The sequence below is a fragment of the Marinomonas phycocola genome (assembly GCF_047525455.1).
Lineage (GTDB): Bacteria > Pseudomonadota > Gammaproteobacteria > Pseudomonadales > Marinomonadaceae > Marinomonas.
In genome coordinates, this window is the sequence record NZ_JBLIXL010000030.1 from 19,169 (window position 1) to 37,187 (window position 18,019).

The following is an 18,019-nucleotide window of genomic DNA, read 5'->3' on the forward strand; positions in this document are numbered from 1 at the left end:
TACCTCACCAATTTTTCTCAGGGCTGGCTTTAAACTCACCAGACCGAGGGTTGCCACGACGCAGACACTTAGAAGCAAAGTCTTGCTGCATGGCCTTGTCCTCGATTTTCAAAATGTTTTCATGCTGACAATTGATGTCGTTTACTTCTGGCATCTTTTCGTCAAAACAGCCGGTTAGGAGGACCGCTACAGAAGCGGCCCCGAGTAATTGAATTGCGTTAATTGATTTCATTGGTCCCCCTTACCAAGACCGGGCTGGACTGGCGACAAAGCTGCCCGCTCGGACTTGATTTGATGCCGCTTGCTGTTGGGCCTCTTTGTCAGCCTCTGCCTGCATTCGAGTCGCTACAGCGTTTTGCTGAGCAATCAGCAAACTACGAATTTGCAGGAGCTGGTTGGCCTGGTTGCTGGCGAGCTGATTGGCGTAACCAATGGCGGCCAGTTGGCCATCTGCACTCTGAGCACCAGATTGCAGGCGGTTAAGCTGACGAGCATCGGCTTCCAGATTGTCTTGCTGCTGTTCCAATCCCTTAAATACCGCATCGTTAGCCTTTTTCTGAGACTCGGAGGCTAAGCGGCGGTTTTCATCTATTGCGGCCCATTCGGCATCACTGCACCCCGTAGCTGAGAAGCATGGCGAACTGCGGTAATAAGCTACGTCCTGGAACTTGCCCAGGTACGCATCGAGGCTGCCAAGCTGGTTTTGATAATAAGCGAGTGTGTTGGTCGCCTGGTTCAGATCGTTAATCGTTGATTGCGCCTGATCCCAAATGTATAAAGCCGGGGCCAGCGTGTTTTTCAGTTGGTTTTCATACTGCTGCAACTGCGTTTGATATTGCTGGATTTGTTTTGCGGTTTGCGAAACGGCTTCCAGGGCTGACAGAATGTTTTGTTTCAGGTTAGTGCCGTCCATAACAGGAATGCCTGCTTGAACATTGGTGGCCGTCATAGCGACGACCAGAACAATTTTAGCGGCTAAAAATCTTTTCTTTTTCTTCATGGCGTTTTCTCCTTGTCGTTAATAATCAAATGAGCTGTAAGGCTTCGAGAAAGTCATGTCTTTGGTGACAATCACGTTGAAGCGATAACCAGGGCGAATTTCCAGCGTTGGCGCAATGTTCATGTTCTTGCGGATCATCTCGATCATAACTTGACCAAGCTGCTGACCAAGCGCCTCACTAAGCACATCGCTTGCACGTTGGTTATTGCTGTCGCTGTTGTTATCGTTGTCCTGGCTAAGCGTTACGCCAGCTGTGACACCAGACATGAGGAGTGCAGACCCAAAAATACGCAGATAATGGTTGTTAACCTGGTCATGGAAACCAGAGTAACCGGCTGCGTCCGCGCCTGGCATTGAACCAATATCCAAAGCCTTTCCGTCCGGGAAAATAATGCGCTGCCAGGCAATCAAAACTCGCTCTTGGCCGTAGGCCACATCGTTCGAATAAGAACCAACAAGACGCGACCCGTGAGGAATCAATAAATGACTCCCTGTTGCCGTGTCCGATACATCTTGTGATACCTGAGCAACGATTTGGCCGGGCAAGTCGGAGTTGATACCGGAAATCAGTGTGGCCGGGATAACAAAGCCAGCGCGTAGCTCGTAAGGGCTGCGCGGAGCCTGTACTTGCTCCCCAAGCTGCCAGCGATCATCGCCGTTTCTGTCAAACTGCGAATAACCGTTGCCGCCACCATTCGCTGAGGTCTGCATTAACATCGGGGCGCTATTGCTGCCACTATTACCGCCAAAGCCGCCACCGTTGCGCATCCCTTCAATCTGAGCCATGCGCTGTTGATACGCGGCAGTTGGATCGTCGGAACGGTTCGCCGCAATCTGCTGACGGACGCGGGCAATCTCGTTAATCATGTCCTGGCGTGATTCTGGACGGTTGCTGACTGGCTGTGATGAACCACTGTCGCCACTGCGGTGCGGTGCGGTTGCTTGTACGCCGGTTTTGGCTCTCACGGCTTGTTCCAGCATTTGCAGCTTCGCCATGCGGATGCGCTCGGCCTCGTCGTCGCGCTGTTCTTGCGAACCCGTATTTTGAGGCGGTGCCGGAGGCAAGTCAGGATTAACCGGGCGAGCTACCGTTACAGGCGCTGTGCCTTGATTCTCTTCCTGCGGTGCCTCTGCATTTGGTGCAACAGGTTCATCAAGAGACGACGGTACAGCCAGAGGCTCGGCAGCCGGAATGAAACCGTCTGTCTGAGTGCCTGCAATCTCATTGGCGAAAATCGAGGTATTGCCTGCCCTTTCCTTTGGACCTTCGCCTGGTGCGTTTTGCTGGGAGGCACGGTCGGCGGCGACCATCATCATGACCAAAAGAAACAGGCTAAGAACGCCAAACAAAATGTACATCGGGCGACTATTGACGCGACGCACCCCGGATTTTTTGGACACCTCACCTGGTGAGGCGGCCGGGGACATTTGATCGTTGTTTTCGCTCATGTCTTACTCCTTGCGAACCCAATAACCCGCTGGAACGATGCCGCCGTTTTCTTGCGAATATGGGCGGGTCAAGGACTCATTGCCGACCATGATGGTCACGCGGTACATATTGGTGCCCGTGAATTGGTCGAACACGTAACGAAGCGGCAGACCTGATCCTGTCGGAGCTGGGTTAGCCGGTGCCGGTGTAGGTTCCGCGTTCGGGGCTGTTCTGGTCGAACGTGTAGCCTGCTGGCGTTGCTGCGCTTTGGCCTCTTCCGGGTCGAACTCCAGGAGGGCATATCCGCGATCACGCAGCCCGCGAACCAATGCCGTACCAAAAGCGTCAGGTGTAGGCTGTTTCAGCTCGAAGCGAGTTTTTGCACGTGGGTACAGTTCGGTGATTTTCTCGACTGTATCGCTGGCGATTTCTTGCTGATTTAGTCCTGCCGGATTCTCGACAAAGTTGCCGTATGGGGAGTGCGTAGCACACCCAGCCAAACCTAGCGAAAACAGAACTGCGACGATAAGTTTACGCATGATTAATCGTCCCCTTTGGTGATGGTGATTTTGTCCTGGCTGCTACCAACGCCAGAGATAAGGATTGCTTTGTTAAACACCGTATCGACGATGTAGCGATCCCCTTGGACGCGATAATTGACCATGACGGTTTCAGGGTCAGAGAATAGGCCGCTGTCCTTACGGACAACCAAGAGCGTCGGCGCTTCTGTTTGCTGCATGGCTCGCGGCATTTGAATGATGGTCTTGTGACCGTCATTGAAAACACGAACGGGCTTCCAGGAGGCCGAGCCGGACACGTCGTAATCAAATGACAAGTCGCCCAGGTACTCACGGGTTCGAGGAATAGTATTGTCCTCGCGGTGCTGGCGTTCGCGGCTGCGGACCATATCCCACTTGGCAAGTGCATCTTCCGGGTAGGTGAATACAACTTGCGGCATGTATTCGGTGCGGTGAGAACGCAAACGAATGTGATAAACGCGGCGGTCAGTCGTTACGACCAGGCTGGTTTCTAGGCCCACGTCCATCGGTTTAATAAGCAGGTGTTGGGTTTCCCCTGCCCCGGTGCCGGAAATGGCCGGTTCGACGTTCCAACGGGCGGTATCACCCAACTGAATGGAGTTGACGTATTCGCCAGGCTGCAACGCAACGTCACAGACTTGGAGCACGGCACAAACAACGCTTGGAGACTGCGTGCCAAATACAAATTGGATGGCACCATTACGGCCAGTAAAAGGACGGATGCCACCGTTGTCGCCCCCGGCCTGCCAACGCTGTGCAATAGCCAGTGCTTGGCGTTCTTGCTGGGTCAGGGTCGGGTTGTCATTGGTGAAATACTTGTCCTCAAGCCCGTTTGCGTGTGCGACCGTCGCTAGGGCGGGCACCAACATCATCGCAGCACCCAGGATCACAGCGGAAAATTGTTTCTTCATGGTTAATAGCCTCGTAATCATTGCAGCCGTGACCAGGAATAATCGCGCACGTAAATACCCAGCGGGTTGTTACGCATTTGCTCTTCCGTGGTCTGCGTTGAAGTGTCTGCGGTGTACACAGTAATAAGGGCGCGGTATTGAGCTGGTTGGCCCTGCAATACCCCTTGTCGGTCCCGTTTGGTTTCTGTCCAGTCCACTTGCCACGTAGTCGGTGTTTGCGGCAGAACAGATGTAATGTCGATGCTCACCATTTCTTTGGTGGCACGTTTGAACGGACTGGCATCGGCGTTGCCGTTAAGCCATTCATTCATTTTCGTGGTTGCGGGATCGTTCGGGGCCAAGTGTGCGTAAACACTGAATACCGCTTTGCGTTGCAGAGCTACGTCAGGCGATACCATGCGGGCGTTTTCGATGAACTCGGACACCGTGGCATTCAAAACACGCGAGTCGGCAACATCAGAGCCAGTAACCGGCCCCGCTGCTTGAGCTGCGCCCAGCTTGTCCACTTCCACAACGTAGGGGATGAACTTGGATTGGCTGCCAATATGGATAACACCACCGACACCGGCCAGGGCAATCATTAGCGATAGAATGCCCACGACCTGCCAGGTTTGGCGTGATGACACCACAGAACCAACGTGCTCATTCCAAGTGCGGCGAGCGGCCAGATATGGGTTTTCATCATCCCCTTGGCGTTTAGATTTTTTATCCTGCGCCTCGATCTCTGCAGTTTCTTCCTGGTCATAACCAGGGGTGGACTTTTTGAAAATCAGCCCTTTAAGTTTCTCGGAAAAGCTCATTAGGCTGCCTCCAGGTAGTTATCAAGTTTCAGACCACGACCTGCGAGCCATTCATGCACCCACTGTTCGCCATATTTGGCTTCTAGTTGCTTGATAGCTGCAACGGATTCTTTGTCAGAAGCACCGACAAACGAGAGAGCCAAAGGCCCCAGGGCGAGGTCATAGAGGCGGCGACCATTTTCAGAAACGTAGTAATACTGTCGTTTGGGAATAGCCATTGCCAGGATTTCAATTTGACGAGCGTTAAGCCCCATTCTGCGGTACAGAGCGGAAGTATCTTCGTCACGGGCATAGACGTTCGGCAGGAAAATCTTGGTTGCAGTGGACTCCACAATAACGTCCAGAATGCCGGAGTTGGCAGCGTCGGACAGGCTTTGTGTTGCCATAAGAACCAGGCAGTTAGCCTTACGCAGTACCTTGAGCCATTCGCGGATTTTTTCGCGGAATGCAGGGTGCCCAAGCATCAACCAGGCTTCATCCAAAATGATGACGGCTGGCTGTCCTTTAAGGCTTCGCTCGATTCGACGGAATAGGTAAAGCAAGACCGGCAGGGCAAATTTTTCACCTAGGTTCATCAGCTCTTCGATTTCAAACGTGGTGAAATCGGTCAGTGACAAGCCATCATCGTCGGCGTCCAGAAGGTGCCCCATAGAGCCGTCAACCGTGTATTGGCGGATAGCTTCACGGATGCTTTGATCCTGGATGGTCAGCGAGAACTCAGACAGAGTACGCGCCCCGCTTTCGTGCATACTGACAATCGCATGGGCAATTTCATTTCGTTGTGCAGGCGTACTCTGAACCCCGTTTAACGCCAGGATGGTGTCTATCCATTCCATTGCCCAAGCGCGATCACTCTTGGTTTCCAGATACTGCAATGGACAGAAGGACAGGCGATCATCGTCCGCACCGACAGAAAAATGCAGGCCACCTACCGCTTTAGTCAGCGGATACATGGACATGCCTTTATCAAATGCGAAAATCGACATACCTGCGTAACGGCGAAGCTGAGCAGCAATCAAGGCCAAGTGTGTCGATTTACCTGCACCCGTTGGGCCGAACATAAAGGTATGACCCAAATCACGAACGTGAAGATTCAAACGGAACGGTGTTGCCCCACTGGTGACACAGTTCATTAAAGCCGGTGACAGAGGCGGATACATTGGGCAAGGAGCGTCGGCGCTTCCTGTCCAAATAGTGCTTGTAGGCAGCAGATCGGCCAGATTCATCGTGTTAATGAGCGGGCGACGCACATTTTCAACACCGTGGCCCGGCAGGCTGCCCAGGTAAGCGTCCAGGGTATTAATGGTTTCAGTTCGGGCAGCAAAGCCCAAGCGGTTGATTGATCTCTCTACCTGGCGTGCAGACTGTTCCAGACGGTCCCGGCTTTCATCCATTAGGACGACAACGCTTGTGTAATACCCCACAGCAACCAAGCCGCTGTTCACTTCTGCAATTGCAGATTCTGCGTCTTGGACCATTGTTAAAGCGTCTTGGTCCACATTACCGCTATTTGTGTTAAATACCTGGTCAAAGAAACCGCGCACTTTTTGTTTCCACTTCTTGCGGAACTTGTCCAGGTGCTTAACGGATTCGTGTTGATCCATGAAAATGAAACGTGACGACCAACGATATTCAACCGGGAGTTCGGCCAAGGCGCTCAAGATTCCAGGGTGAGACTCCAAGGGGAAACCCTCGAGAGAAACGACCTGAATAAATTTGTGGCCAACTTTCGGTACTACCCCGCCCCACATTTCTTGACCGCCAATATAGGCGTCCATATACATAGGGTTATTAGGCAGTTGAACAGGGTGGCTTACACCAGTAACGCAGAATTGCAGCCAGCTAAGAAAATCGTCATGCGTGACTTTGCTGCCGTCCTCATTCACGATTTTTTGACCGCGAAGGCGAGTCAACTTAATCGCAGTTGTCAGGCGGTTTTCAATGCTGCTAATTTCGCGCTTGAATTGGTTAATCAAGCCCTTGGTTTGGGCTTTTTTGCCAACTACCTCGGCGTCATCATCAAACATGAGTTCAACGAATTTGCGCTGAGCCAGCAAAGGCGGGAACCATGTTAGGGTTAGAACAAAATAACCCTCATACATCGCGCCCAGGCCCTCGAATAGCTGACGGCGTTCCTCGTCAATCGCGACAGAAACCGGATCAGGGAAAGCCGAGGTATTGCGTTCTGAATAATTGGGAGCTGGACGGCGCACGGCATCAACGTGAACCATCCAACCATTACCAAGGCCCGCAAGAGCCTGGTTAATACGAAAAGACACCATTTCCCGCTGTTCGTCGGTGCTGCTGGCGTTGTCATCCCCTTTGTACAGCCAAGACGCCATGAAAGCGCCGTTCTTGCAGACAATTACACCGTCATCAACAACAGCGGCATAATTGAGCAAGTCAGCCAGCCCCGCATCCTTGGAGCGATGCTTTTTCAACTTCAATTCAGCATCGACCGCACGGATACGGGAAAAAAGGATAAGTAACAGCGCTGCACCGCAGACAGCAATGGCAAATGAAATAGCTTGAATCATCATTTGTATTGCTTCCCTTGGCTTGTCGTGTTTTCACGGTAGGGTGTGCTGCGAGCTGGATAATATGCCTTGTAGCGGTGGTGCCGCAGATAGACATGGCGCAGCTTAGGGTCTGACTTAGCCATGAGTCGGCACACGAAAAGTGCGCCGAACCAAAGGCCAATACCAAAGATTGTTGCCCTGACTTCCTGAGCACTAAAAATAAGTGCCCCTGCCAGCAGTCCCAAGAACATCACAAGCTCACGATCTCCGCCCATGAACAAGTTTTCTCGGTTGCCAGCTCTACGAATGGGGATCGTGCGCAGAGCCATAGTTACACCGCCTGAATAACGTTAACGAGACGCATGGCCGCACCGCTAACCTGGTTAACTGCACCGTCAGTCAGTGCCGCGATTTCTGCACCACGACCGAAGAAGGTGGACATCATGTTTTGCGCACCGACCAGCAGAGCCATTACCAACACGATAAAAATCAGCGTGCGGAAAAAGCCGTTGAGTTCACCACCGAAGATCAGAATGCCGCCTGCGACGACAATACCGATCATGGACAGGGCGAACGCCACAGGGCCGGTTACAGAGTTGCGAAGGTTGGTCAGCCAACTTTCATAAGGGAGTGAGCCGCCCGTTCCTTCCGAAGCCATAGCCGGTTGAACAGCCATAACCAGGAACAAAGCCGCGAACAGGCCAAAGTAGAGCATGGCCGAACGGTTAAGGCGGATTGATGGGAGAGTGAGCTGCATTGGTATTACTCCTAGTTTCCTAAGTTTAAAGGGATTTAGTGATGTATTGACCATCGCAATAACCGGAAACCTCTAGGATTTCTTGGATGCGGCGGCCTTCCAGGGTTCTAGCGATATGAACAACGATGTGAACCACCTCGCCAATTAGTGGTTCAATCTCGGCTGGAGCTGCTGGATTACGTGTAATCAGCGACCGCAAACGAGCCAGTCCAGCGTTAGCATTGTTGGCGTGCAAGGTTGCAGCACCTCCTTCATGCCCGGTGTTCCAGGCGTCGAGAAGGTCCAAAGCTTCCGCCCCGCGCACTTCGCCGACCAAGATACGGTCGGGTCTCATGCGCAAAGTTGTTTTCAGCAATGCCGTCATGGAGACGTCAAGACTGGTGTGGTACTGAACGTGGTTTTTAGCGGCGCATTGGATTTCGCCGGTATCTTCAATAATGAAAACCCGTTCGGTAGGATCAGTAATCACCATTTCGTTGATGATGGCGTTAACCAGGGTGGTTTTACCTGAGCCGGTGCCGCCAATAACAAGAATGTTTCGGTGTGCTGCCACGGCTTCAACTAGGACTTGTTTCTGGTCGGCGGTCATGATGCCGTTTTCCACGTACTGGTCCAGAGTGAAGATCGCAACGGCTTTTTTCCGAATGGCGAAGGTAGGGGCCGGAACTACAGGAGGTAGTTGACCCGCGAAGCGTGAACCATCAAGGGGGAATTCCCCTTCAAGAATGGGCTTGCTCCGAGTGATTTCTTTGCCGTGAAAACCGGCAATTGTCTCTATAACAGCCTGAGCTTGGGCAGGTCTAAGTGTCCCGATGCACTGCATTCCCTCGCCTAGACGCTCAACCCAAACTTTCCCGTCTGCGTTGAGCATAAGCTCGACCGTTTTAGGATCATTAAAAGCCTGTAGAAGCTCCGGCCCAATATCGCGCTCTAGTTTTCTTTTTGCTCGGTCCTTAATGGAGCTAGTCATGTCTTTTTGCTGCATTCAATTGCCCTGGTGTTTTCGGTTAATCCGTTTCTGATGTATACGATATACCGAAAACAAGAGCCGCGCAACATAACGAAGAAAAAAGTTTAGATAATTTCGTCCATGAGGCTCACGGGTGAGACACCCGCAAGCCTATATCACGTCTCTAGTGTAACGGTCCTTTTCGGTGGCTCCGGTGTTGGGAACCCCGGCAGCCTTTTTTAGCCGCTAAAATCTAACGGCTTTGGGGAGGGTTTTACAAAAAAAGTCAATAGTCCTTTTGTGTGGTATCCAGTTCCCGCAATTTTTTTCTTGTTTCCTCGCCCCACTTTTTTATCTGGAAAGCCCGGTGCTCAGGAAGCACAGCGCAAACACGCTCATAGCCTGCTGGCAGACTGCTTAGCATCTTTCCGCCCGCAAGGGCGTCCAGTGCTGCCCGATCAAGGTCCGTTGATTCCAGGAGAAGGGGGAGCGGCGTTTCAAGGGCTGCCGCTATGGCTTCCATCACTTTTAGTGACGGATTAGCCTTACCCGTGGTTAAGTCAGACAAAAACGAAATAGAAACGCCAGAGCGTTCCGCTAGTTCGTTCTTGGTCATGTGCCGTTCATCCAGGATGCGCAGCACGTTAGTAAAAAAAATGAAGTTGTACACGCTGCCTCTCTTGCAGGCCGATTTTAGCGGCTAAAGTTTTTGACTTGGTTTAAAAGTATAGCTATACTCCACTTATCATAACGAAAGGAGACTCTACCATGAGCCACAACATGTTCCAGTTTATCGGAAATCTTACCCGTGATACAGAGTTACATAACAGTCAAGGTGGCAGCAGTCGCGCAATTTTTGATATTGCTGTTAACCGTACATGGGGGAAAGGTGCTGACAAGCAAGAAAAAACGGAGTTTTTCCGCATCAAGTCGTTTGGAGCGACAGCTGACAGTGCTGGCCGCTACCTGGGGAAAGGTTCCAAGGTGTTTGTACAGGGCCGCATTGAAAACACCCGCTTCGAGAAGGATGGTAAAACCGAGTTCGGCACCGACTTTATTGCGGAAAAGATTGATTACCTAGATACAAAAGCCCCTGAAGGACAACAACAGGGATAAGGCGGTTACCCCGGCTTGGCTGGGGTGTTTCCCAGGAGGGTAGTAAATGGCATATAACTTTAACAAACAAGAATACATCCGAAAGCTGATTGATAGCGGCGTCGAACCAGACAAAGCCGAAGAAATTGCGGCTAGGACCGCTTATCATCGTAACCAATCGGCACAGGCAGAGGCCCGCCCTATTGGTGATGCGATTACCCTGCTGGGTATTCCTGAACCCGAAGCCCCTGCCCTTTCTGATACGACCAAAGCTAAACAGAACACCACGGAGGCTAGCGACCCGGCCCCGGCTGTCAAGGGGGAAGCCATGAGCGACAAGAAGCCAGGGCGAAAAAAAGGCGCGACGGATGCACTGGCCTCGAAAGTTGACGAGGCCCGACAAGCGGCGCTGCTAAAACACACTAAACAAGAGATCAAAGACGCTCAGCTATCGTTGTTCGATATTGCCCCCTGGGGCGATCACATGCGGGCGCTGCCGAACGATTACGCCCGGTCGGCCCTATTCACTGTACGAAACAAACGAGTGCCCCGCGCAGCTTTACAGAGCGAGCCTATCTATAGCATCGGGAATGATGTGAACATCACCTATACTGGCGTAGAGCTGCGGGCAGAAGATGACGAGCTAGTATGGCAACAGGTTATGGAGTATTCCAAGCATTCGCCTATTGGCGATCCTATCAGCTTCACGTTCTATGAGCTGTGCAAGGACTTGGGGTGGTCGATTAATGGCCGTTACTACAAGAAAGCCGAAGAGTGTTTGTTACGGTTGCAGGCATCGGCCATGCAGTTTGAATCCAAACGGGTTGGCCGGCTGGAATCACTATCACTAATCAGCCGGTTTCGCGTCCTGGATCGAGGCAAGCGCAATTCTCGATGCCAGGTCATGATTGATGAAGAAATGGTTGTCCTGTTTGCCGGCGACTACTATTCGCGCTTCATTTGGGACAAGTACCGCAAGCTGTCCCCTACGGCCCGCCGCATGTTCGACTACTTTGCTTCACACAAGGAGCCGTTCCCGTTGAAGCTGGAAACCTTCCGGCTTATGTGCGGCTCGGAATCGACCAGGGCTAAGAAGTGGCGGGAGCAGGTCGGGACAGCGTGTGAAGAGCTAAAAGAGAGCGGACTGGTTGCCGATGCTTGGGTTTCCGCTAACTCCATGGGATGCAGGCGGAGCTGATGGCCACGCATCGAGGACAAAGGGGCTACGGCCCTTTTTTTGTTGATCTATGAAGGGCCAAAACGAAGAGAATACTATATCTAGTGCTTGATCAGCTGCGATCGGATACCACATATAGTGTTTTCAGCGGTGAGGGCGAAGCCTTCCAGGTTGCACCTGGTTGAACCCCAAAGAGGGAAGTTAGGCCCGAAGGCTGTGGGTAGGCAATGGGGATAAATTTTGTTGATTGACACTTAAGGGGCGTTTATTGACATTTGAGGGGCCAAGCACCTAGGCGCACTGCTGACACTTGAGGAGCCAGCTTGAAAAACACCCCCTCCCTGGCGTCCAAACCTGGCGAAAGCCAGACCTTGGCTAAGAGTTATCCACATCCGATAGGTATAACCCTGTTAGTAACCCCGCCACGCTATTGACACTTGAGGGGGCGCACCTACTGACACTTGAGGGGCGGGTTTACTGACATTTGAGGGGCAAAATACTGACACTTGAGGGACGGGTTTATTGACACTTGAGGGGCAGGGGTAATCCTAAAAAAGCAATAAAAACAAAGCGTTATAACCGTTTTTAGCCCCTCTAACCTTTTTTTAACCATTTATATACCAATAATATAACCATTTATTTATAACCAATTAAGCGAAAAATGCTCATTTGGCAAGAAAAAACCTAAAAGCGAAAACCAGCCCCCGAAGGGGGGAAACCGCCCTTCTCAATCCCTCCCATCCCCCCAGGGGCAAGCCCCTCGGACGCTTCGCGTCCTCACACAATTGAATCGTGTATTTACGCTGCGCTATGCCCAAAGGGGCTATCGCCCCTCTGGACTCCCCGATTATCAAAATCCGTGCCCCCTGGAACCTCTGAGAAAATCCTAAGCTATTTAGCAAGCTAGAAAGTTCATTTATTTGTACGCCAAGGAAAAGCGGCCAGATCGGAGCTTGAATCAGCCCCTCAAATGTCAATAAAACCCTTTAAAAATGAGGCTTATAGGACAATTTGCCTTGACAAGACAGGGCAAAATGCCCTATCATTATAAATAGAAGGCCGGGCACACCGCCTAGGTCAATAACCGGAGAATTTCCGATGACTGATACAACCGATTACACCCCTGTTACTGCTTCCCTGGTCGCAGAAAATAACCCCATGGGGTTTTACCCTGCTGCATTTGGTGAAGCCCGCATGATGCGCGGCGAAGCCCTGGTGCTGGGTTACATGGGTAATCTTTCCCAGGACTACAAAGGCGCGTTCTGGCACTTCTATACCCTATCGAACGGCGGCTATTACATGGCCCCTGCGATTGATACCGAAATACACCTAGAGGTTTCAGGTAACTGGTTTTCTGGCTCTATGTCGGCTGACGCGGCGGGGATCGTAGCCACGTTGTTCGCATTTGGACACCTTGCAGCCGAAGCCCAGGGCACCGCCGAGGGTGACGCCCTGATTGACCGCTATCACTTCCTGAGAGAGTACGCCCTTGATCACGCGGAAGCCACTGCAATTCTTGGCGCTATAGACTGATAGGAGAGGCCCCGGCGCAAGCTGGGGCCATCGTGTGGCGATGATGAATAAGAGAGACGAGCAAGCGGCGAAGCTGGCCGCCTTGATGCCCGACAAACAAACCGCGTTGCTGGACTTGGCAGCCGGGGCCGTGAATGACCTGCACGCTGCTGTACTGGTCGATGATGCAGAAAGGGCTGCCGGGGCAATGGCCTGGTATGAGGCGGTTATCTGGAAAATGAACGGCGGCACCTTCTTTGGATGCAACGCGGATTCCGATTCACCTGGTAACGTGGTTGAAAGACATTGCCAGGCTGATACCGGGGCGGTTCCTAAATGGGGTCAGAAAGGGGCGTTTGTTTCTGTTGTCGATGGTATGCGTGTCTTGGTCGAGTTTGGCAGCCTTGGCAGCCAGGGAACCGCTCATTTTTCTTTTCATGCGGTAGACCTGGACGCCTGGTTTATATCAGAGACAGGGTATCGGTCCCACTTCGACGGCCTGCGGTTTGGCTCGACAGTGGAAGAGGCTGCAAAAGCCATACTGGCTGATTACCTCAAGGACAAACGGCCAGAGATTGGAACGGAAGATAGGGACCGGCTTGCTCGATCCCGCCTTCCCGCCGTTCTGGCTTCCCTGGAGCCGCCTGCGCGACGTTCTCCAGCAACCCTTGACGTACCCCCTGGTTACGCTCTTGTGGACGTTGTGCTGCCTCCGCAGAAGGTATTTATTGCGCGGAAGTGGGCCAAGGAAGCACAAGCAAAGATCGAAGCGGACAAGCCGACAAAGGAGCTGCCGGAAATAGAACCGAAGGCCGCAAAACCAAGAGTGGCTAAAGCTGCGAAAATGAACGCCAGGGAAGAAACTAGACGATTTAAACCTGGGTAGCGATGCCAGATTGTTAGCGTCCATCATCCTGTATTTGAAAAGGATATAGGCAAGTTCGTTATTATCACGAAATTGTCCCCTCGCACCTCCCAGGTATGGGCGCACGACGACGAGCCGACAAAGTACCGCATCAATCGGAACGGGCGGCGCGTTGTTCAGTTCAACCCTAAATCGGTGCATACGATCTACAGCTTTGATCAATTGCGCCCCGTAATAGACACAGGAGAAACAAACAATGAGTGACCCGAATATTAGACTTGAATGCCTGCGCCCTGCTAAAAAGTGGGAACGCCCGACAGGCGAGGAAATCCGCGAAGTGTTGCGGTTGGCTGAATTGACAGGCGGCGGAGCGGCCAGAAAAGTCGGGCTTGGGCAGAAGGGAGACAGAACGGTGCGCCGCTGGATTGGCGAGGAAACGCACATTCCTTATGCCGCGTGGGCATTGCTTTGTGACATGGCTGGGCTGGGCAAGATTTGGGAAGAGAGTTGAACGCCAGGAAGGAAATGCTTGGAATTGTGATTTTAGCCGTTAAAATTTTTCGATAGATCGGGATTTTTCGCTTGACAAGGTAGGGCAATTTGCCCTAATATATTAAGTGAAGGCTGGGCACACTGCTCAGGTCAATAACCGAGAAATACCGATGACTACTAGCAAAATCATGTCTTGGGTCAATGCGCTGCCGAACATAGCCGCAACTGACTTCACTGCCCGCCGTGACTCCATTGTGGACAAGATGGCAGAAGCTCAGGAGCTGGAACAGCGGGCGTCAAAACTGCGTGAAGAGGCTTATTTTGCCAGTCTTAAACTGGAAGGTGACGCCAAAGGGGAATAGTCGATTGAGGCCGTAGAACAGGCAAAACACCGGGCTGACTTTTATAAAGGATACGCCCCGGTTAGACCGGGGCGCTTGGCCCGGCGCTGTCACACCGAAACCAATGCTCTCTAGGGTGTGGCCCTATTTGCAGAGCAATAGATAATTGGAGCACGGAAGGCTTGGAGGGTCAAGAATATGTCAAAGTCAAATATTATCAAGTTTCCGAAAGCTGGCCCTACTGATTCAGGGCCGCCGGACCCGCAACCAAAAGCACAGGCCAAGCAACAGCCGAGCAAGCCGCAGAGTAACCCGAAGAAAGGCGGGGGATTTCTGGCGGCTATTCTGCGCTGGGTGTGGATTGGTGTTGTTCTGGTGTGGCCGTTGCTTAAATGGGTTGTCTCTATCGACGTTTTCTTTCAGGGAGTCCGGGCTGTGTACTACTGGGATGATCCAGCGGTAAACGCTGGCTGGACTTTCCTGGCTCATTTTGCCGTGCTGACCGTACTCACTTATTTTGTGTTGGTATTTAAACCCAAAGGCGTTTAATTTTAGCCGCTAAAGTGTTGACCTGACTTGGAGGTATAGCTATACTTTTATTGTATTCGGCGGCTGTCACCGCTATTCAGTCAATAGCTAGGGTGTGGGGTTGGTATGGGTGCAATCCATGAAAAAACAACTAACGGAGTCTCAGTTTCAAGCTGCAATCAAGGGCTTGGGAGTCGGACAACAAACGCTCGAAATAGCGCATGGCGTATTGGTGGAGGGGAAAACTCAAGCCGAGTTCGTAGCGTTATTGGGAGTGACAAAAGGGGCGATCAATCAGGCTGTCAAGAGAATTTGGGATGCTCACAAGGCGCTGGCGCCGGAGGGGTTCGAGCGAGTCACGGCAATGCTGCCGGAACATCAAGCGTTTATCGTCAAGAAATGGGCGGAGGACGCCAAGAAGAAAAGGGACATGTAATGAAAACATTGGTCACGGCAAACCAAAAAGGCGGCGTTGGCAAAACATCAACCTTGGTGCATTTGGCGTTTGACTTCTACGAACGCGGCAAAAAGGTGGCCGTGATCGACCTGGATACACAGGGTAACGCCTCTTATACGCTCCAGGAGTTCCGCACGGGCGTTGTAGCAAGCAATTTTTTTAATGGTGGCCCGTTTGACGTTGTAAACGGAGAAGATGCGCCCGGCATGGCTCTTATTGAATCTGACGCTGCCCTGGCAAACATGGAAGCCATGTCACTGAGTCGTGCGGGTGAGCATTTCAGAGCTGGCATTGCCAGCCTGGCAGAACAAGGCTTTGACGTGTGCTTGATCGACACGGCACCTTCCCTGGGTGTAAGTATGGCCGCTGCGCTGATTGCTGCGGATTATGTCCTGTCCCCTATCGAGCTGGAAGCCTATTCAATTCAAGGCATCAAGAAGATGAACGCGGCCATTGTGAACGTGCGTAAGGCTAACCCTAAGCTGCAATTTTTGGGGATGGTGCCGAGCAAGGTAGACGGACGAAACCCCCGCCACGGTCGCCACCTGGAACAGCTCCAGCAGGCATTTCCGCAACTTATGCTTCCTACCACAATCGGCCTGCGTAGCAGCATAGCGGATGCACTCGCTTCCGGGGTGCCGGTCTGGAAAATCAAAAAAACGGCTGCCAGGAAAGCTGCGAAAGAAGTTCGCGCCCTGGCTGACCTTGTGTTTACAAAAATGGAGATCACCGCATGAGCGCGCAAAAAGAACAGAAAATGGAGGGTCTGGGGCTGGAGAGTATTGGCGACCTGTCCGGGCTTCTGAATGACCCCGAAAACACGAAGGGCGCCGCTGGCCCCCTGGCCTTGGCCTTGGACCTGATAGATGAAGATCCAAACCAGCCACGCACAGAGGATAATCCGGGCTTTTCAAAATCAAGCCTGGAAGAGCTGGCCGCAACCATTCGCCATCGAAGCGTTAAAACGCCGATTTCAGTGCGAGAGAACCAGGACGAGCCGGGCCGCTTCATCATCAACCACGGCGCTCGCCGGTTTCGTGGTAGCCGTATCGCTGAAAAAGAGACTATCCCGGCGTTTATCGACAACGACTACAACGAAGCAGACCAGGTTATTGAGAACCTACAACGCAATGAGCTTACCGCCCGCGAGATTGCCGATTACATTGGCCGAGAGCTGGCTAAGGGCATGAAGAAAGGCGACATTGCGTCAGCTATAGGCAAATCCGCAGCATTTGTGAGTCAGCACGTAACCTTGCTGGACCTGCCGGAGCCTATTGCCGAAGCCTTCAATTCTGGGCGCGTTAATGATGTAACTGTGATTAACGAGCTGGTTAAGGCTTACAAGAAAAAGCCGGACGAGGTTGTTACTTGGCTCAGTGACGACGATCAGGAGCTAACACGCGGATCGGTTAAGCTGCTGCGCGAGTACCTGGACGACAAGCGCAAGCATGAGGAAGAGGACCGCGCCCCGAATGCGGTTGATGCGTTCACCGGCCAAACCGACGCCGAAGATGATAACGACCAGGAAGAAGACGAAATCCCGCCGAAGAAGGAGTCAAAGAAACAAGACCCGGACAAACTGAAAAAAGCGATTGTCATGGTCAAGCATGACGAACGCATGGGGCGCATGATGCTTAATCGTCGCCCTTCTGCCGAGGGTTGGGCCTGGATCAAATACGAGGATGACGGCCAAGAGTTTGAAGCGGACCTTGGCGTGGTCGAACTGATGGCGTTGATGGACGGAGCTTAAACCTAAAAGAAAGCCCTGGGCACGGCGGCAACCGTATCCAGGGCGGAACCCACGCTAACCAGTTAAGAGGTGACTAGCGATGAGCAGTAACAATTGTATCATGATTGCGGGGCGGATTCGCGCCGCATTGGAACAGAAGAAATCATTTACCCTTCCTTTGATGACCAAGCCGACCTCGTTTGGTTGTCGAGGTCGGCTTTTTTGTGGGTGGGGACTTTGCAACCAGTAGCAGTAAGAGAAAATACATAGGAGCGCCGCAAATGAAGCAACGCCTTTTGGTTATGAATGGCCAGCGGATCGTTCAGACCGACCAGGGTGGCGCATGGGCTAATCACAAGGTTGATAAGGCCGGAGCGTTAAAGCCTGGCATATACAATCTTTACATGGCTAAGGAAGCCGATAAGTCGCAGCGCCATGATGGTGTGATTGTTCATGCCGATAACAACAAAATATACCAGCAGATAGGCAAAAAATTTATCATGCACTCTAAGTCAAATTTCGATATAGTACCTGATATTGGGAGTAAAAAAAACATTAGCTACGACGTTCAGGGTAAGGCATTAGTCGCCCAGGCCGTCAAACTCAGTAGAGGGCGCTCCCGATAGTTTTAGCGGCTAAAACGGGAGGTGTTTTGAGTAAGCTGGGAATCGGGGAGCGTGCCCCTTGGTACGACTTCCCACAGGTGATAAGGAATGGTGATTTGGGGTCGTTGAAGAACGAACCCGAGTATCAGGCGGCCAAGTCTGGCGGCAGACATGTCGCCATCAATCTAGTTGATAGGCTTCTCACCGACGATACGGTAGGGAAGATTAGGGAGCAAATAGGGGACGGCAAGCCCCTGGTGTTGCCGGTTTTGGCTGTTGAGGCGGCTGGTAACAATAAAATACCGTTGGCAATG

At 52.2% G+C, this 18,019-nt stretch carries 23 protein-coding genes and 1 pseudogene; 13 read left to right on the forward strand and 11 right to left on the reverse strand.

Annotated features, from left to right (window positions below):
- Nucleotides 1-4: 4 nt before the first annotated feature.
- From trbK to ACMUMJ_RS15630, 11 genes are all read right to left on the reverse strand, one after another.
- On the reverse strand, nucleotides 5-232 hold the full coding sequence (gene trbK / locus ACMUMJ_RS15580) for an entry exclusion lipoprotein TrbK (protein WP_414679768.1): 228 nt from the start codon (nucleotides 230-232) through the stop codon (nucleotides 5-7).
- Between the two features lie 9 nt (nucleotides 233-241).
- Entirely contained in the window at nucleotides 242-1,000 is a 759-nt protein-coding gene (trbJ, locus tag ACMUMJ_RS15585; protein ID WP_414679769.1) for a P-type conjugative transfer protein TrbJ, read from the reverse strand.
- 18 nt (nucleotides 1,001-1,018) lie between these two features.
- Nucleotides 1,019-2,449 carry a TrbI/VirB10 family protein gene (locus ACMUMJ_RS15590; RefSeq protein WP_414679770.1) on the reverse strand — a complete coding sequence of 477 codons (1,431 nt, stop codon included), beginning with the start codon at nucleotides 2,447-2,449 and terminating at the stop codon, nucleotides 1,019-1,021.
- Nucleotides 2,450-2,452: 3 nt separating this feature from the next.
- Nucleotides 2,453-2,968 carry a conjugal transfer lipoprotein TrbH gene (locus ACMUMJ_RS15595; RefSeq protein WP_414679771.1) on the reverse strand — a complete coding sequence of 172 codons (516 nt, stop codon included), beginning with the start codon at nucleotides 2,966-2,968 and terminating at the stop codon, nucleotides 2,453-2,455.
- Between the two features lie 2 nt (nucleotides 2,969-2,970).
- Nucleotides 2,971-3,879, reverse strand: a complete 909-nt coding sequence (gene trbG, locus ACMUMJ_RS15600; protein ID WP_414679772.1) for a P-type conjugative transfer protein TrbG — start codon at nucleotides 3,877-3,879, stop codon at nucleotides 2,971-2,973.
- Nucleotides 3,880-3,896: 17 nt separating this feature from the next.
- Nucleotides 3,897-4,679 carry a conjugal transfer protein TrbF gene (locus tag ACMUMJ_RS15605; RefSeq protein ID WP_414679773.1) on the reverse strand — a complete coding sequence of 261 codons (783 nt, stop codon included), beginning with the start codon at nucleotides 4,677-4,679 and terminating at the stop codon, nucleotides 3,897-3,899.
- Entirely contained in the window at nucleotides 4,679-7,219 is a 2,541-nt protein-coding gene (locus tag ACMUMJ_RS15610) for a VirB4 family type IV secretion/conjugal transfer ATPase (protein WP_527195823.1), read from the reverse strand. Before ACMUMJ_RS15610 ends, ACMUMJ_RS15605 begins: the two co-directional genes overlap by 1 nt.
- On the reverse strand, nucleotides 7,216-7,527 hold the full coding sequence (gene trbD / locus ACMUMJ_RS15615; RefSeq protein WP_414679774.1) for a conjugal transfer protein TrbD: 312 nt from the start codon (nucleotides 7,525-7,527) through the stop codon (nucleotides 7,216-7,218). Before trbD ends, ACMUMJ_RS15610 begins: the two co-directional genes overlap by 4 nt.
- A 2-nt stretch (nucleotides 7,528-7,529) precedes the next feature.
- Nucleotides 7,530-7,955 (reverse strand): conjugal transfer system pilin TrbC, encoded by a 426-nt coding sequence (trbC, locus tag ACMUMJ_RS15620; protein ID WP_414679775.1) that lies wholly within the window; start codon nucleotides 7,953-7,955, stop codon nucleotides 7,530-7,532.
- Nucleotides 7,956-7,980: 25 nt separating this feature from the next.
- Nucleotides 7,981-8,940: a P-type conjugative transfer ATPase TrbB gene (gene trbB / locus ACMUMJ_RS15625; RefSeq protein ID WP_414679776.1), complete on the reverse strand. Its 960-nt coding sequence runs from the start codon at nucleotides 8,938-8,940 to the stop codon at nucleotides 7,981-7,983.
- A gap of 250 nt (nucleotides 8,941-9,190) precedes the next feature.
- Nucleotides 9,191-9,574 (reverse strand): transcriptional regulator, encoded by a 384-nt coding sequence (locus ACMUMJ_RS15630; RefSeq protein WP_414679777.1) that lies wholly within the window; start codon nucleotides 9,572-9,574, stop codon nucleotides 9,191-9,193.
- Between the two features lie 98 nt (nucleotides 9,575-9,672).
- On the opposite strand from ACMUMJ_RS15630, the gene ACMUMJ_RS15635 reads away from it, so the two are divergent.
- The 13 genes and pseudogenes from ACMUMJ_RS15635 to ACMUMJ_RS15690 all read left to right on the forward strand — a co-directional run.
- Nucleotides 9,673-10,020 (forward strand): single-stranded DNA-binding protein, encoded by a 348-nt coding sequence (locus ACMUMJ_RS15635; protein ID WP_414679778.1) that lies wholly within the window; start codon nucleotides 9,673-9,675, stop codon nucleotides 10,018-10,020.
- A 46-nt stretch (nucleotides 10,021-10,066) separates the two neighbouring features.
- Nucleotides 10,067-11,197, forward strand: coding sequence for a plasmid replication initiator TrfA (trfA, locus tag ACMUMJ_RS15640; RefSeq protein WP_414679779.1), 1,131 nt, complete (start codon nucleotides 10,067-10,069; stop codon nucleotides 11,195-11,197).
- Between the two features lie 1,077 nt (nucleotides 11,198-12,274).
- Nucleotides 12,275-12,709, forward strand: a complete 435-nt coding sequence (locus ACMUMJ_RS15645; RefSeq protein ID WP_414679780.1) for an antirestriction protein — start codon at nucleotides 12,275-12,277, stop codon at nucleotides 12,707-12,709.
- Nucleotides 12,710-12,749: 40 nt separating this feature from the next.
- Entirely contained in the window at nucleotides 12,750-13,574 is an 825-nt protein-coding gene (locus ACMUMJ_RS15650; protein ID WP_527195825.1) for a hypothetical protein, read from the forward strand.
- 9 nt (nucleotides 13,575-13,583) lie between these two features.
- Complete coding sequence (locus tag ACMUMJ_RS16895; RefSeq protein WP_527195826.1) at nucleotides 13,584-13,817, forward strand: hypothetical protein; 234 nt, start codon at nucleotides 13,584-13,586, stop codon at nucleotides 13,815-13,817.
- Nucleotides 13,810-14,064 carry a transcriptional regulator gene (locus ACMUMJ_RS15655; RefSeq protein ID WP_414679782.1) on the forward strand — a complete coding sequence of 85 codons (255 nt, stop codon included), beginning with the start codon at nucleotides 13,810-13,812 and terminating at the stop codon, nucleotides 14,062-14,064. The genes ACMUMJ_RS16895 and ACMUMJ_RS15655 overlap by 8 nt, the downstream gene beginning before the upstream one ends.
- A 151-nt stretch (nucleotides 14,065-14,215) precedes the next feature.
- The gene (gene kleA / locus ACMUMJ_RS15660) at nucleotides 14,216-14,407 is read left to right on the forward strand and encodes a stable inheritance protein KleA (protein WP_414679783.1); all 192 of its coding nucleotides are present in this window, start codon (nucleotides 14,216-14,218) and stop codon (nucleotides 14,405-14,407) included.
- 177 nt (nucleotides 14,408-14,584) lie between these two features.
- Nucleotides 14,585-14,935: a KleE stable inheritance protein gene (kleE, locus tag ACMUMJ_RS15665; RefSeq protein WP_414679784.1), complete on the forward strand. Its 351-nt coding sequence runs from the start codon at nucleotides 14,585-14,587 to the stop codon at nucleotides 14,933-14,935.
- A gap of 118 nt (nucleotides 14,936-15,053) precedes the next feature.
- Complete coding sequence (locus ACMUMJ_RS15670) at nucleotides 15,054-15,350, forward strand: transcriptional regulator KorA (RefSeq protein WP_414679785.1); 297 nt, start codon at nucleotides 15,054-15,056, stop codon at nucleotides 15,348-15,350.
- Entirely contained in the window at nucleotides 15,350-16,108 is a 759-nt protein-coding gene (locus ACMUMJ_RS15675) for a ParA family protein (RefSeq protein WP_414679786.1), read from the forward strand. The genes ACMUMJ_RS15670 and ACMUMJ_RS15675 overlap by 1 nt, the downstream gene beginning before the upstream one ends.
- Entirely contained in the window at nucleotides 16,105-17,121 is a 1,017-nt protein-coding gene (locus ACMUMJ_RS15680; RefSeq protein ID WP_414679787.1) for a ParB/RepB/Spo0J family partition protein, read from the forward strand. The genes ACMUMJ_RS15675 and ACMUMJ_RS15680 overlap by 4 nt, the downstream gene beginning before the upstream one ends.
- A 260-nt stretch (nucleotides 17,122-17,381) precedes the next feature.
- The gene (kfrB, locus tag ACMUMJ_RS15685) at nucleotides 17,382-17,726 is read left to right on the forward strand and encodes an IncP plasmid survival protein KfrB (protein ID WP_414679788.1); all 345 of its coding nucleotides are present in this window, start codon (nucleotides 17,382-17,384) and stop codon (nucleotides 17,724-17,726) included.
- Between the two features lie 26 nt (nucleotides 17,727-17,752).
- A pseudogene (locus ACMUMJ_RS15690) lies at nucleotides 17,753-18,019 on the forward strand (phosphoribosyltransferase); the annotation flags it as partial.